Genomic DNA, 15,525 nt, shown 5'->3' with positions numbered 1-15,525 from the left:
AGGGGTCGCGACCTAACGTTAACGGAGGGCGGGCCGGGATTATTCCCTGTCCGCGGGCCGGATTCTGCCGAATTTTGTGTGCCTGCTGCTTCAGCTGAGAAAGAAAAGCCCCGGAGTACCGGGGCTTCTCTGGGTCGATCAGGCTTTCGCCTCTTCGTACATTTCAAGGACATGGTCCCAGTTGATGAGGCTGTCGACGAAGGCCTCCAGATATTTCGGCCGCGCGTTGCGGTAGTCGATGTAATAGGAATGTTCCCAGACATCGACGCCGAGGATCGGCGATGCGCCATGGACGAGCGGGTTCTCGCCGTTCGGCGTCTTGGATATCGCCAGCTTGCCGTCCTTCACCGAGACCCAGGCCCAGCCCGAGCCGAACTGCGTTGTGCCGGCGGCGATGAAGTCGGCCTTAAACTTGTCGTAGCCGCCGAGGTCGGCGTCGAAAGCCTTCTGCAGGGCGCCCGGAAGCTTGTTGCCGCCGCCGCCCTTCTTCATCCACTTCCAGAAATGGATGTGGTTGTAGTGCTGGGCTGCGTTGTTGAAGAGGCCGGCATTCTTGCCGAACGACTGTTTGACCACCTCTTCGACCGACAGATCGCCAAGGCCCGCTTCGGCGGCCAGCTTGTTGCCGTTGTCGACATAAGCCTTGTGGTGCTTGTCGTGGTGATACTCCAGCGTCTCCTTCGACATGTAAGGCTGCAAGGCCTCGTAGTCGTAGGGCAAGGCGGGCAATTCAAAAGCCATCGGTCATACTCCTCATGGAAAAATCCGGTGCGGATACCGGATTAAGATAGGGCTGCATTGATCTGGAACAACTCCGGAATGAAGCGCCAATTGCCTTTTAGCGGCTCAACCGGCGGAAGTCGAATGCGCCCATTCCCAATAAAGGTCGCGCGCTTTCTTGGCCACCGGCCCGGGCTGCAGATCGCGGTCCTCGATGCGGGTGATCGGCACGACCTTGGAATGATTTCCGGTCGAAAAGATCTCATCGGCTTCAAGAAAGTCGCGCACCGACAGCATCTTCTCCGTGGTCTTGAAGCCGTAATCGCCAAGCAGCGTCATGGTGCGCGAGCGGGTGATGCCGGACAGGAAGGTGCCGTTGGGCGCCGGCGTCAACACGTGGCTGTCCTTGACCAGGAAGATGTTCGAGGTTCCGGTCTCGGCGACATTGCCCAGCATGTCCAGCACCAGCGCATTGTCGAAGCCGCGTCCCTTCGCTTCGAGGATGGCGCGGCCATTGTTGGGATAGAGGCAGCCGGCCTTGGCATTGGTCGGCATGGTCTCGATGGTCGGCCGCCGGAACGGCGACACGGTGATCGAAAAGCCGGTCGGCGAGATCATCGGCGATTCGTAGAGGCAGAGGCAGAAACGGGTCGAGGCCGGATCGGCCGGCACGCCCATGTAGCCGCCATGCTCGGCCCAGTACATCGGCCTGATGTAGACCGCTGTCTTGCCGTCGAACTTCTTCAGCCCGTCCCAGGTCAGTCCAACAATCTCATCGGCGCTCATCGACGGCGCGAGGCCGAGCGCGGTCGCCGATGCGTTCACCCTAGCGGCATGCAGCTCGAGATCGGGGGCGACGCCTTCGAACCAGCGGGCGCCGTCGAAGACGCTGGTGCCGAGCCACATGGCGTGGCTGCGCGGACCCAGAATGGCGACGTTGCCTTCGTACCAGTCGCCGTCGACGAAGGTCCATGTCGCCGATAGCGCCGCAGTCGCCAGTGTCATTGTCGGTTCCGCTTCAAAGCTGCCTGTGCCAAGCATTGGAAGATGCTTTGACCGGCGCCGTCAACCGGCATGGAGCGGTTTTTGTTGAGGCCAGAGCGCCCCAAGAAAGCGATCAAGACTACAATCGATGCTTGCACCTTGCGCCGCCTGCCCTCAAAACTGTCGCCATGCATTACGCGGCTTACGTTTTCGACGCCTATGGCACGTTGTTCGACGTGCACGCCGCCGTGCGCCGTCACGACGGCGAGATCGGCCCCGACGGCCCGCTGCTTTCGGAAATCTGGCGCGCCAAGCAGCTGGAATATTCCTGGGTGCGCACGCTGATGGGCGGCTATGCCGATTTCTGGCAGCTCACCGAACAGGCGCTCGATTTCGCCCTGCGCAAGGTTCCCTCCGCCGACAAGGGACTGAAGGCCAAGCTGCTCGAAGCCTATTGGCGGCTCGACTGCTATCCGGAAGTGCCGGCCGTGCTCAAGGCGCTGAAAGCGTCCGGCGCCAAGCTCGCAATCCTGTCCAACGGCTCGCCCGAGATGCTGGAAGCGGCGGTCAAGTCGGCCGCCCTCGACCAGGTGCTGGACGATATCTTTTCGGTCGACGCCGTCAGGCGCTTCAAGACCGACCCGTCGACCTACGACATGGTGGCGACGGGCTGGCGGCTCTATCCGGGCGCCGTCTCGTTCCAGTCGTCCAACCGCTGGGACATCGCCGGCGCCACCAAATTCGGCTTTCGCACCGTGTGGATCAACCGCGCCAACCAGCCCGAGGAATACCGGGATTTCCCGCCGGCGCTGATCCTGCCGTCGCTTGACGGCCTGCTGACCGGCGGCTGATCACTCTGTTGCCTTCGAGCAACAGTGGCAGAGCGGTCACAGCTTCGCCTTTGTTTGTCCACCCTCAGGCCAGAATCGGAACCGCCTATCGCGTCAGGCATTGGGAGAGGCCGACCACTGCGCCGCTTGAAGGCATTCACGCTTTCTTGCGATTCGAGACTTAAAAAAGGCAACCATGTTGAAGACCGAAATCGACCCCTATCGCCTGAGCCGTCGCGGCTTTCTGAATGCCGCAGCCCTTGGTGCCGCCTCGATTGCGGTCTCCGCCTGCACCACCACCGGACCGGCACCGGCGCCGGTCGAACCGCCACCGCCGACCTATGACGAGCCGCCGCTCGGCGACTATGCGACGATGTACGGCCCGATTTCCGACAGCGGGTTCGAGCTCCCAGCGATCCCGATCAAGAAGATGGACCCGCAGTTCCTACGCCAGATTGTTCCCGATCCGACCGGCCAGCGGCCAGGCACCATCATCGTCGATACGACCAACCATTTCCTCTATCTGGTGCGCGAAGGCGGCCAAGCGATCCGTTACGGCGTCGGCCTCGGTCGCGCCGGCTTCGAATGGTCGGGAGACGCCGTCGTCCAGTGGAAGCAGAAATGGCCGAAATGGACGCCGCCCGATGAGATGGTCGCCCGCCAGCCTGAACTGGAAGAATACAGCGCCAAGAACGGCGGCATGCCCGGCGGCCTCAAGAACCCGCTCGGCGCCCGCGCGCTCTACCTGTTCCACGACAACGTCGACACGCTCTACCGCCTGCATGGCTCGCCGGAATGGAACTCGATCGGCAAATCCGTCTCGTCAGGCTGCGTGCGCCTGATAAATCAGGACATCATCGACCTCTACGACCGCGTGCCGTCGAAGAGCCCGGTCATCGTGACGTCCGACATAGGCCAGCCGATGGCGGCGAGCGGAAACCGCAGAGCCATCCCGATCGATGGCGGGGTGCCGGATGGCTCGGTCCTGCTCGGCCCGGTGACCTGATCGACTTCATCTATGCCATGAAGCGGCAGGTTCCGCTCCATGCGGCAAAGCTCGTCAGGATCCCGATAGCTTCACGCGAATGCCTGGGGTTCGCATCCAAGATATGCAATGCCGGCAACAGGAGGCCAAAAAAGACGTCCAGACAAACCATGGAGCCGCTGCAATCGGGGCGGCCATGCCCTGTCAATCTCGACGCTGCTGTGTTTCGTTTCCGATTGATGTATATTAGACGGGAGTATGATTGCAGAGACATACATTTCATTAGATCATTGATGGCGGGGGAACGCCGATGGTGGGATTTGATTTCGATAGTCCGCCTGCCGACGGCGCCGAGGCCAACCTGTCGGCCGAATGCGAGCGCCAATTGCTGCCGCTCGTCCGCGGAATTGTCGAGGCGGCGGTTGCCGCCGGGTGGAGCCAGGAAGACGTTCTTCTGGCCATGGTCGAGCTGTCCTGGGATCTGTACGAGAAACGCCGAGGCGATCTTTAGCAGGCCTGCGTGAGCCGGATAGTTCGGTAGCGCCGGCCAAGCCAGGCCATGTTTTTCTCGCGCGAACTTTTTTCTTCACTTACAATGTTTTTTCTATCCGCGGGATGCGCTACGCTGCCTTTGGGCAGGACTATGGGGGATACAAATTACCGTCCGGATTTCCGGGTTGGCTGTTGCACGGCACGGAATTTCGATGCGCTGGCAAAGCGGCTGAGGCAAGGCTGAGTGAAAAATGCGGGCGAGGTTCAGGAACGCAGCGCAAGCGCCGATCGGGTCGATCGGCACGCATCGACACAATCCCCGAAAATGCCAATCCCAGAAGAGCAACCATGCGGGGGAGCGGGATATGCTCTGTCCGCAGCCCTGGATCGCTCCCGGAGGGTCGCCATCGCCGAAGTCGCCTACCTCGCGGGATTTTCGGATCAAGGCCATTTGGCCACCGCCATGAAGAAGCACAAGGGAAAGAAGCCATGATTCGGGCGATAACTGCTGCCGGATCGTCCGTGGCAATGACAGATAGTCGACCAGCTCTGTCAATGGCCGCGCGATCTATATTCGGAATACAACGCTGGATTGCGACGGCACACTATGCACAATAACTAGGCAAAATGGTAAGATAAGATCGGAAAATAGTCAGGTAGCCTTGGCTAAAAATTCAAACCTGTAAATTTATAGTCAAAATCCTGGTAAAATTTTCATTTGAGCTCAAATTCTTCTTTGCAATATAAAGCAGCATCTGTAGGATTCGAAGGAACGTCCAGGAGCAAACGTGAATTCTGGGCGCCTCGATACAGCACAGGATTGGATTGATCGGCGCAGCAGTGGCAGAGACGAAGATGCAACATAGAGGCAACGTCCAGGAAAGCGCCGGGACAGAGCGGCGGCGCGCGGATCGTCGCATCTTCGACGGAATTCCGGAAAGCGCGGGGCGCTACCTGGTCACGTTTCGAGGCGGCGCGGCTCATGTCGTTCATGGGCCGGGATCACACACATTCAAAGCGGCGGAACATTTCGCTTCGGTTCTGCTTACACCCTCACCAGGGATTGCGGCATCGCTGGGCAGCGACAAAGTCCACGAATACGACGGCGACGTCGGCATGATCATGATCGTCCCAGCCGACCTCGGCGGCAAGGTGACCCGGTCATCCACCACGGAAAGCGTAATCGTGGCGCTCACCCCCGAGAGTCTCTTCGAGCTGGCAACGCGTGAATTCGACACCGGCCATGCCGAGCTTCAGCCGCCGCCGTACGGGACCGTCGACTTCCAAGCGCTGCAACTCGCGCAGTTGCTGAAGGCGGAACTGACGGATCGGGAAACTCCAAACGAGTTCTATATCGATTCGTTGGTCACCATGTTCGGCGTCCATTTGCTTCGGAACTACGCAGGAGCGCGAAAGTTGCCACAAGCCCCAAAGGGCGGTCTGTCGAACCGCAGCGCCCGGCGGGTGCGCGAATTCCTGGAGGTAAATTTTTCCAGCAAAATCGCGGTGGCCGAGTTGGCCGCACTCTGTGGCCTTTCGCCGAGCCATTTCATCCTGGCATTCACCAAGACCTTTGGCGAGCCGCCGCACAAATACCTGCTGCGGCTGCGTCTCGATTTCGCCGAAAAACTTCTCATCGAGAGCGACCTGTCGATTGCGGAAGTCGCTCATCTCAGTGGATTCTCGGACCAGAGCCACTTGACAGTCACCATGTCCAGATACCGGAACAGAACCCCCAGGCAGGTGAAGCTGCAACGTTAACGACTGTTGCGGCGCGCATGATTGTCCGCGGCGATACCTCGATTGATCTTCAGTATAGTCGAAGGTTGTGTGGCAGAGCAGTCACAGTTGTCGCGCAGGGACCAAATACCGGATTTTCCTACAAAGATTCCGGATTATTCCAAAATACCTGCACCGCGAATGTGCTCATGGTCGCGATTGAAGTCATTTGGGGCGGGGGAGCAACCAGATGATACAGCATGTCGGATTGTCCCATGGACATTCAATTCGCGGAAATCGAGGTCTTCGCGCCTAAGGCCGAAGCGGCCTGGGCTGCACTGCAACGCCAATACGCCAGCCGGATCAGCGCTGAACTCGACCATCTCCTGGCCTGTTTCGTGCTTGGACTGACCTCTCCGGCTTGTGGTGAAGGCGATCCGGGATTTCATTTCGATCTCTGCCGCGCGCTGGTGGCGGTAAACCTGCCGCCGGAACGGACGGAGGCTGCACTGCATGCGGTTCCAGAACCGACGCAGCCATGGGTCGCGAGCGCCTATCAGCTGATTGAAAAACAAGGCGCGAAGGTCGGTCTCTCGTTGCGGGAGAAGACGCGCAATTTCGAAGATTTTTTGGCCACCGAGGCGAATGGTGCGGCACATCAGAGCGCCTCGGCAATTGCGAGGAAAAACTAGCATGACCAAACGCGTCGAGGGGCGGAGAAGGATCGAACTTTCTTCAAGCTTTGTCGGAAACTGGATCGCGGGCGCGGCCGACAGCCGCTCGGTGCGGCGCCGCCTGATGGCGGTGCTGCGCAACGCGTGCCGCGTGCTCGGCATGCGACGCAAATGTCTGGGGCTTGGCACGCTGGGCAGCGGCAGAATTGCGGCAGCGGCGCTGGGTGCAATCGCATTCGGGAGCATCGCCACCCCGGCGTCCGCGCAGTATGCCGCCGGCGGCGGCACCGCGACGGCCAGTGGCTCAGTCGCTATCGGCCCGGCCGCGACGGCCTCTCAGCTCAATGCTGTTGCGATCGGGACCCGGTCTGTCGGGTCAACGCAATACGCAGTGGCGATCGGCCAGGATGCGCAGGCCACAGGCACCGGCGGCGCGGTGGCGATCGGCGGCGGCGCGATTTCAAACAACATCAATACGGTAGCCATTGGCGTTCAGTCCGACGCCACTGCGGCCGGGGCCAGCGCACTGGGCACAAACTCCCACGCTTCGGGATCGAACTCCACCGCGGTCGGTGTCGGCGCCACGGCCAGCAACAATTATGCGTTCGCCACTGGCTACGGGTCGGTAGCCAGCGCCCAATACGCATACGCCATGGGCTATCAGTCCAGTGCTAGTGGCCTGCGCGGTATGGCGCTTGGATATCAAGCAACCCAGAGCGGAATCGATTCCCTTGCCCAAGGTACCAACGCCAATGCAGGCAGTCAAAACGCCATCGCGATAGGCTTCCAGTCGGTCGCGTCCGATATCAACTCTATCAATATCGGCGCGCGCACCGTTGCGGGGTCAGGGGCCTTGGCCCAAGGCGCCATCGCCCTTGGCACGGATGTCACAGCAAATCAGCAAAACGCCCTTGCCATTGGCGTCCTGACCAAAGCAACGGGAACGAACGCCGCAGCGGTGGGTAGAGGAGCCAGTGCATGGGGCAACCAGTCCATCGCATTCGGCACGGGCGCGCAGGCGGGCGTTCAGGCCAACACGGCTGTGCCCAACAGCATCGCGATCGGTACCAATTCGCTCTCTTCGGGCGCTTTCGCCACGGCGATGGGTGCTACCTCGGTTGCGAGTGGCTCCGCCAGCACAGCGATCGGCAACACGGCTGTCGCCAGCGGCGCGAACGCCTCCTCATTCGGGTCCGGCGCGAATGCGACGGGAGACAATTCTCTTGCCGCCGGTGTCAGCGCCGCCGCTAGCGGGATTGCCAGCACCGCGCTCGGCATCGGCTCCAAGGCCAGTGCCACCAACGCCGTGGCGATCGGTAATGCTGCGGTCGCCAATTCCGCCGACGCGGTTGCCATCGGCACGGCCGCGACGGCCACGGGCGGCAAGGCTGTCGCCATTGGCGCCGGCAACACGGCTTACGGCAACGGCGCGGTCTCCATCGGCGATCCGAGCTATGCCAGCGGCACCGGCGCCTTCACCGGCGGCGCCAACAACATCGCCAACAGCGACGGCACGGCAACCGCCACAGCCGCAAACCAGGCCGCAGGCGCGGTTGCCATCGGCAACAACAACAAGGCCGTCGGGCAAGGCTCCGTGGCGCTGGGCAATGGCTCGACGGCGGGTGCAGCCGGCCTTGCCGGCAATGTCGCGCTGGGCAACGGCGCGACGGCGACGGCAAGCTCCGGCGACGTAGCGCTCGGTTCGGGCTCGGTGACCGCGACGGCGGTCGGCACCAGCGGCGCGACGATCGGCGGCACGGCCTACAGCTTCGCCGGCACGACGCCGACGAGCACTGTCAGCGTCGGCGCGCTCGGCGCGGAGCGGACCATCACCAATGTCGCGGCGGGCCGGCTCAGCAACTCGTCGACCGACGCGATCAACGGCTCGCAGCTGTTTGCGACCAACCAGCAGGTGACGCAGAACACGGCGGCGATCGCCGCCAACACCGCCGACATCACCAATCTCGGCAACACGATCAACAGCATCAGCACCGGCGGCGGCATCAAGTATTTCCATGCCAACTCGACGGCGGCGGATTCGTCGGCAACGGGCACGGACTCCGTCGCCATCGGACCGGTCTCCACCGCGACGGGGACGAACGCCATCGCGGCGGGTGTCAATTCGAGCGCCTCCAATGCCAACGCCTCGGCCATTGGCAGCGGCGCCGTCGCATCGGCGCTTGACGCAACGGCTATGGGATACATATCCAAGGCTTCGGGCCAATACAGCACCGCGGTCGGCGCCAACGCCAATGCTACTGCCACGTCCAGCACCGCGATCGGACAGAACGCGTTTGCGACCGGCTTTCAGGCAACCGCTCTCGGCGTAGGCGCGAATGCCGCCGCCCAGAACGCGATCGCGCTGGGCGCCGGCTCTGCTGCCAGCAACGTAGGTGACGTGGCGCTGGGTTCGGGCTCGGTGACCGCAGCGGCGGTCGGCACCGCCGGCACGACGATCGGCGGCGTCGCCTACAACTTCGCCGGCACGACGCCGGCGAGCACCGTCAGCATCGGCACGGTCGGCGCGGAGCGGACCATCACCAATGTCGCGGCGGGGCGGCTCAGCAATTCGTCGACCGACGCGATCAACGGCTCGCAGCTCTTCGCCACCAACCAGCAGGTGACGCAGAACACCACGGCGATCGCCGCCAACACCGCCGACATCACCAATCTCGGCAACACGATCAACAGCATCAGCACCGGCGGCGGCATCAAGTATTTCCACGCCAATTCGACGCTGGCGGATTCGCAGGCGCTGGGGACGGATTCCGTTGCCATCGGCCCGAATGCCGTGGCCAACAATGCCGGCGACGTGGCGATCGGCGCGAATGCGGTGTCGACCGTGACGACGGCGGTCGGCGGCACCACGATCGGCGGCGTTGCCTACACCTTCGCCGGAACCACGCCGGCGGGAGCGTTTTCGGTCGGCTCGGTGGGCGCGGAACGCCAGATCCAGAATGTCGCGGCCGGGCAGTTGAGCGGCTCCTCGACCGACGCGGTCAATGGTTCGCAGCTGTTTGCGACCAACCAGCAGGTGACGCAGAACACGACCGACATTGCCGCCAACACGGCTGACATCACCAATCTCGGCAATTCGATCAGCAACATTACCGGCGACACCTCGCTGGCCTACACCGACGCCAATGGCGACGGCATACGCTATGTGCGCACCAACGACCGGACGCTCGCCGTCGCGGACTCCTTCGCGCAAGGGATCGGCTCGTCCGCCCTCGGCTACCAGGCGACCGCGAGCGCCGACAATGCGCTGGCGCTCGGCCGCGACACCCAGGCCAGCGTCATCGGCGGCGTGGCGCTCGGCGCCGGCTCGGTTTCGGACCGGGCGGTCGCGCCCGTCTCGGGATCGATCCTCTCCGGCACCGGCCTCATTCCCTACAACACCGCGGACATGAGCCTGCTCGGCGCCGTCTCGGTCGGCACCTCCACCTCCTATCGCCAGATCATCAACGTGGCCGACGGCACGCAGGACCAGGACGCGGTCACGCTTCGCCAGTTGAAGGGCGCGCTGAGCTCGTTCGCGGTGACGGGGAGCCTGTACTTCCACGCCAATTCGACGGCCGCGGATTCGCTTGCGGTCGGCGTCGATTCGGTTGCGGTCGGTCCGCGCACCACCGTCAATGGCGACAACGGCATCGGCATCGGCAATGGCGCCATCGTGCAGCAGACGGCGCCGGGAGGCATCGCGATCGGCCAGAATTCGACGGTCAACCAGGCCGACAGCATCGCCCTCGGCACCAACGCAACCACCAACGGAGCGCAGGCCGTGGCGCTCGGCGCCGGCGCAAAGGCCAACGAGCCGGGCAGCGTCGCGCTCGGCGCGGGCTCGACGACGGCGGCGGCGGTCGCCACCACCGGCACCACGATCAACGGCGTTGCCTATACCTTCGCCGGAACAGCTCCGACGAGCACGGTCAGCGTCGGCACCGTCGGCAACGAGCGCACCGTCACCAATGTCGCGGCGGGCCGGATCAGCGGCACCTCCACCGATGCCATCAACGGCAGCCAGCTCTTCGCCACCAACCAGGCGGTCGAAGCCATGCAGGGTAGCGTCGGCGACCTGAATCAGTTCGCCGTCCAGTACGACAAGGACGGGAACGGCAACAAGTCCAACTCGATTACCCTTGCCGGCGGCGACCCGAACACGCCGGTGGTCATCCACAATGTCGGGCCGGGCGTCGCCAACACCGATGCGGTCAATGTTCAGCAGTTCAACAGCGGGTTAGCACTCAACCTGGACAATTCGAAGAACTACACCAACCAGGTGGCGGCCACCACGCTGCAGCAAGCCAATGCGTATGCGGACTCCAAACTCAGCCAGCTCAACATGGACATGGGAGAGGTCAGGGGCGAGGCGCGCCAGGCTGCGGCAATCGGCTTGGCGGCCGGCTCGCTGCGCTACGACGATCGTCCCGGCAAGCTGAGCGTGGCCGCCGGCGGAGGCTATTGGCGCGGTGAAGGCGCCCTGGCCTTCGGCGCCGGCTACACGAGCGAGGAGGGACGTGTTCGAGCGAACCTGTCCGGCACAACGGCAGGCGGGCACTGGGGCGTCGGCGCGGGCGTCAGCCTTACGCTGAACTAGAGCCCGGCCATGATCAGGCAGGCAGTCCTTGCTGTCGCGATATCCATGACGTCAATGCTCCTGTCCGGCTCGTTAGCGGCCGGGCAGGAAGCGATCCCTTCCGACTACAGGGTAAAACCTTCCGACGTAGCGATCCCTGCGGATGCGAAGCTTGGCGAATATCAACGGACCACCCGTCCGTTCGAGAACTGGACGCTGATCTGCGACGAGAACCTGAAGGCGCGCCAAAAGGTCTGCAATGTCACCCAGATCATCGAGGACCAGGCAGGACAGGTTGCGTTCAGCTGGTCGCTTGCCGCCACCAAGGAAGGCAACCCCTACATGATCTTGCGCGCCCCGCCGATCGCCAAGAGCGACGCTCCTGTCTCGCTGACATTCGAGGGGCGCAAGGAGCCGATAAAAATTCAACTCGACGGATGCAATCAGGCCGTCTGCGTCGGCATGCTGCCGGTTGGTCCGATCATGCGCGAACAGATTTCGAAGGCCGCGGCATCCGTCATCTCCTTCCCGACCACGGATGGCAGGACGATCAACGTAACCGCGACCCTCAAGGGCTTGGCCGCGGCCGTTGCGGCGATCAATTGACGAGGCAATCGCGATGAACCAGCAATCGATCCATGACCGGATAATGGCCCGCAACCAGGGAAAGGGTGCTGTCCGGGTCGGCATCGAAGACCGGAGCAGACCGCAACGAAACCGGGCGAAGACCGCTGTCTTCTCGTTGCTCGCCATTGCCGTCGTCGCCACGGCCGGCTTCGCGGCCATGCGCTACGGCCTGCTCCACAATTTATTGCCGCAGCCGGCGGTCGCGGAGACCAACCAGCCCAATCCGGCCCTGGCCGAGACGCCATTTCTGCAACACGCCAAAGAGGCAGGCTTGCAGTCTTGTTCCAACATTTTCCCGGCCCTTGGGCAGATGCTGACAACCGGCACGACGTACAGCGTCCAGTCGATCTGGAACAACGAGGCCCCCGACAAACACCTCGTGGAAGCCCTGGTCGGCATGAACTACGCCACACAGGGCTACAGCGGCCCGGCGGCAGGCCTGGTGTTCGCGGCACCCACGGCATCCGTTTGCGAAGGTACGATGGTCAGGGTGGCGCCAATCGCGGCCAATTGCGCCGATGTTCCGGCCCTGCTTCCGAAAGACAGCAAGCTTGCCAACAATCTTGGACAAATCAGCGTCTACGAACTCGCCAATGGAGGGGGCAACGCGATGCTGCTGCCAACCGGCAACAGCTGCGTCGTCATTTCCGTGGCCTCGGCAGCAGGTAAACAAGGAGGCGTACAATGAGGGTGAATTCCGCCATTGCGGCGATCGGCATGCTGTTGCTTTGCGCCGGGCGGCTGGGCGCGGCGGACCTAGCCCCGGCGGCGGACGTGCCCGAGCCGCCGGCCCAGGAGGAGAGAGGCATCTGGGCGGCGATCGCCTATTCGAGCCCCGACGAGAAGCACGGCTTCTTTTGGGGCGCCGACAAGCGGCAGGAGGCGATGGACATCGCGCTGAAGCATTGCCAGAACGCCGGCGGCGGCAGCTGCGCCGTGGTCAGCGTATTCCGCAATCATCGCCATTGGGACGATGACGACAATACCGGCTTTCCCTACAAGCATTGCGGCGCCCTCGCCGTAGGCGAGAAGCCGGAAGGGCGGCTGACCAGTTGGGGCGCCGAGACGGCGCAAACACGCCGGGATGCCGAAGACCTGACACTGCAGGCGTGCGAGCGGAACGGACAAAAATGCAAGATCCGCGAGTGGGTGTGCACATGACGCATCAGAGCGAAGCAGCGGAACGCCAATCGAGGCGCATGTTTGCACTCAGCGTAGCGCCGTGCTCAAGCGGGGTCAGCCCTTTGCCGTGATGCGCATCGACGGTATGCGACACCGGCTCGAAGCAGAAGAAATCGGCATCCTGCGACGGCGAATAGAGGATGAAGACGTCGAGCAATGGCGAGGCGGTGAGCGAGATGGCGATCCTGTCCTCGGGCCGGGTGATCCTGGCGCGGCGGTCCCAGCCGTCGAAGGCGTTGTTGACCCAGCTTCGCGGCAACAGGGAGGCGTTCGAGAAATTCCACGCGGGGTAATCGGCCACCGGCGCCACGCCGACCGGCAGATGATGCTTGTCCTCCAGCCAGACCCGCGCCGCCTTCGCCTCGAGCGTCGTTCCGGCGCTGCGCGGGAACCACGGATGAAAGCCGAGCCCGTAAGGCAGGCGAATGCCGGTGCGATTCTCCACCGTGAGCGTGGCATCCAAGGCCCCGTCATGCAGCGCATAGGCGACCCGCGCCGTATATCGGTAGGGGCCGATTTCACCGGCGTCGAGGACCAGTTCTGCCTCGGTGGCGCTGTGGCTGGCAATCCGCCACTCCCTCTGGAAGCCGTCGCCATGGATTGGAAAGGCCTCCCCCGGCACGTTCGGCTCGATCGCATGGAAGCGGCCGTCGAAGGCGAAACCGCCGCCTGAGATGCGGTTCGACCAGGGAACCAGAAGCTGGCAGCCGGAGGCGCCGGTGCCATCGTCGGGGCGGAGCAGCGGCACCGTTGCGCCGCAGACCAGTGCGTCGAAGCGGGCGATCGCTGCGCCCTTTTGCGGCGCCAGGACCAGACGGGCGCGGTCGTCGCGCAGTTCCAGGAGGCCGGCCATCCCTACCAACCGCCGTCAATAGCGATATTTTGGCCGCTGATCATGTCCGAGGCGGGCTGGCTGACACTTTTCACCGCCCCCTGGACAGGCTGCCCAGAATCCCGCGCACGATCGCGCGGCCGACCGACGAGCCGACCGAACGCACGACAGCCTTGATCGCGGCTTCGGCCACCGTCTGGCGGTTGGACGGCCTTGGCGCAGGGGCCCGGCGACCGCCTGATTGCTGCGGCGGCGGATCGTCATTGCCGAAGCCCGGAATGGTCCAGCGCGAGCGCCCGCTGTCGGCCGGCTGTGCCTGTTCTTCCGCCTCCTGCGCGCCCATGGCTTTCTTCTGCAGCATCTCGAAGGCCGATTCGCGGTCGATGGTCTGGTCGTACTGGCCCGCGACCGGGCTCTGGTCGATCAGCTTGCGGCGCTCGTCCGCCGTGATCGGGCCAAGCCTGGACGATGGCGGCCGGATCAATGTCCGCTGCACCATGGACGGCACGCCCTTGACCTCCAGCGTCGAGACCAGCGCCTCGCCGGTGCCGAGCTGGGTGATGGCGGTGGCGCAGTCGAAATCGGGATTGGGCCGGAAGGTGTCGGCGGCGGTCTTGACCGCCTGCTGCTCACGCGGCGTATAGGCGCGCAGCGCGTGCTGCACACGGTTGCCGAGCTGGGCGAGAACCTTTTCAGGGATATCCAAGGGGTTCTGCGTGACGAAATAGACGCCGACGCCCTTGGAGCGGATCAAGCGAACCACCTGCTCGACGCGGTCGATCAGCACCTTCGGCGCCTCGTCGAAAAGCAGATGCGCCTCGTCGAAGAAGAACACCAGCTTCGGCCTGTCGGGATCGCCGACCTCGGGCAATTCCTCGAACAGTTCCGACATCAGCCAGAGCAGGAAGGTGGCGTAGAGCCTGGGGTTCATCATCAGCCTGTCGGCAGCGAGCACGCTGATGGCGCCGCGGCCGTCGCGGGTGGTGCGCATGATGTCGGCGATGCGCAAAGCCGGTTCGCCGAAGAAATGCGCCGCGCCCTGCTGTTCCAGCACCAGAAGCGTGCGCTGGATTGCGCCGACCGACGGCTTGGTGACATTGCCGTAGCGCGAGCTGATCTCGTCGGCGCGCTCGGCGATGTTGGCCAGCAGCGCCTGCAGATCCTTCATGTCGAGCAGCAGCAGGCCATCCTCATCGGCGATGCGGAAGGCGATGTTCATGATGCCTTCCTGCGCTTCGGAGAGGTTCATCAGCCGCGACAGAAGCAGCGGCCCCATTTCCGAGACGGTGGCGCGGATCGGATGGCCCTGCTCGCCGAACAGGTCCCAGAAGATGACCGGGAATTCCTGGAAGTCATAGGGATCGAGCTTGACCTGCTCGGCCCGCTTGACCAGGAAATCCTGCGCCTTGCCCATCATGGCGATGCCAGACAGGTCGCCCTTGATATCGGCGCAGAACACAGGCACGCCGGCATTGGAAAACCCCTCGGCCAGGATCTGCAGGCTAACCGTCTTGCCGGTGCCGGTGGCGCCGGTGATCAGGCCATGGCGGTTCCCATATTGCAGCAAGAGCTGTTCGGCGCGCTGATAGCTGTCGTCGGGCTTGCGGCTGGCGCCGAGGAAAATGCTGGTGTCGTCAGCCATATGGCCATGTCTCCGCAAACTGATGTGTTAAAAGCCTGTGGCCTTGCCGCAGGGTATAGTCAGGCCATTGCGCAGCGACAATGCTATTCTCCAATTGGGCTATCCATCCAGTTGGCTATTCATCCAGATTGGGCCAATCGTCTAAATTGAACAATCCTCCAAATCGGTTTTTGGAACTTGCGGATTTTGCCGCTGTTTGGCAATCGTTCATGGTTCGTCCACGTAGGCTGCCCTATATCCAGGACATCGAATCCAGCCGTCG

At 63.1% G+C, this 15,525-nt stretch carries 13 protein-coding genes; 9 read left to right on the top strand and 4 right to left on the bottom strand.

Annotated elements, in window-relative coordinates; genetic code table 11:
- Positions 1–138: 138 nt before the first annotated feature.
- Positions 139–741 carry a superoxide dismutase gene (locus tag NKJ58_RS13470; protein ID WP_023673687.1) on the bottom strand — a complete coding sequence of 201 codons (603 nt, stop codon included), beginning with the start codon at positions 739–741 and terminating at the stop codon, positions 139–141.
- Between the two features lie 105 nt (positions 742–846).
- A complete protein-coding gene (locus NKJ58_RS13465; RefSeq protein ID WP_023673688.1) occupies positions 847–1,725 on the bottom strand; it encodes a branched-chain amino acid aminotransferase in 879 nt (292 codons plus the stop codon).
- A gap of 167 nt (positions 1,726–1,892) precedes the next feature.
- Between NKJ58_RS13465 and NKJ58_RS13460 the strand changes: the two genes are divergently transcribed.
- The 9 genes from NKJ58_RS13460 (at position 1,893) to NKJ58_RS13420 (ending at position 12,768) form a co-directional block, all read left to right on the top strand.
- Entirely contained in the window at positions 1,893–2,555 is a 663-nt protein-coding gene (locus tag NKJ58_RS13460) for a haloacid dehalogenase type II (RefSeq protein ID WP_023684554.1), read from the top strand.
- 175 nt (positions 2,556–2,730) lie between these two features.
- Positions 2,731–3,540: a L,D-transpeptidase gene (locus NKJ58_RS13455; RefSeq protein WP_023684555.1), complete on the top strand. Its 810-nt coding sequence runs from the start codon at positions 2,731–2,733 to the stop codon at positions 3,538–3,540.
- Between the two features lie 289 nt (positions 3,541–3,829).
- Positions 3,830–4,030 carry a hypothetical protein gene (locus NKJ58_RS13450; protein ID WP_023684556.1) on the top strand — a complete coding sequence of 67 codons (201 nt, stop codon included), beginning with the start codon at positions 3,830–3,832 and terminating at the stop codon, positions 4,028–4,030.
- Between the two features lie 806 nt (positions 4,031–4,836).
- Positions 4,837–5,772, top strand: coding sequence for a helix-turn-helix domain-containing protein (locus tag NKJ58_RS13445; RefSeq protein WP_306413643.1), 936 nt, complete (start codon positions 4,837–4,839; stop codon positions 5,770–5,772).
- Between the two features lie 233 nt (positions 5,773–6,005).
- Positions 6,006–6,422: a hypothetical protein gene (locus tag NKJ58_RS13440; RefSeq protein WP_352853296.1), complete on the top strand. Its 417-nt coding sequence runs from the start codon at positions 6,006–6,008 to the stop codon at positions 6,420–6,422.
- Between the two features lies 1 nt (position 6,423).
- The gene (locus NKJ58_RS13435; protein ID WP_352638914.1) at positions 6,424–11,001 is read left to right on the top strand and encodes a YadA-like family protein; all 4,578 of its coding nucleotides are present in this window, start codon (positions 6,424–6,426) and stop codon (positions 10,999–11,001) included.
- 9 nt (positions 11,002–11,010) lie between these two features.
- Entirely contained in the window at positions 11,011–11,586 is a 576-nt protein-coding gene (locus NKJ58_RS13430; protein WP_023684559.1) for an invasion associated locus B family protein, read from the top strand.
- Positions 11,587–11,599: 13 nt separating this feature from the next.
- Positions 11,600–12,295, top strand: a complete 696-nt coding sequence (locus NKJ58_RS13425; RefSeq protein ID WP_352853294.1) for a hypothetical protein — start codon at positions 11,600–11,602, stop codon at positions 12,293–12,295.
- A complete protein-coding gene (locus tag NKJ58_RS13420) occupies positions 12,292–12,768 on the top strand; it encodes a DUF4189 domain-containing protein (RefSeq protein ID WP_023687219.1) in 477 nt (158 codons plus the stop codon). The genes NKJ58_RS13425 and NKJ58_RS13420 overlap by 4 nt, the downstream gene beginning before the upstream one ends.
- A 4-nt stretch (positions 12,769–12,772) precedes the next feature.
- Here the strand turns inward: NKJ58_RS13420 and NKJ58_RS13415 are convergent, their stop codons facing one another.
- Together NKJ58_RS13415 and NKJ58_RS13410 are read right to left on the bottom strand one after the other, a co-directional pair.
- On the bottom strand, positions 12,773–13,642 hold the full coding sequence (locus NKJ58_RS13415) for an aldose 1-epimerase (protein ID WP_023705454.1): 870 nt from the start codon (positions 13,640–13,642) through the stop codon (positions 12,773–12,775).
- A gap of 70 nt (positions 13,643–13,712) precedes the next feature.
- Positions 13,713–15,263, bottom strand: a complete 1,551-nt coding sequence (locus NKJ58_RS13410) for a helicase HerA-like C-terminal domain-containing protein (RefSeq protein WP_352853292.1) — start codon at positions 15,261–15,263, stop codon at positions 13,713–13,715.
- Positions 15,264–15,525 lie beyond the last annotated feature (262 nt).

The sequence above is a fragment of the Mesorhizobium sp. M0139 genome, from assembly GCF_040322455.1.
Lineage (GTDB): Bacteria > Pseudomonadota > Alphaproteobacteria > Rhizobiales > Rhizobiaceae > Mesorhizobium.
This window is presented reverse-complemented; position numbering and strand designations above follow the sequence as displayed.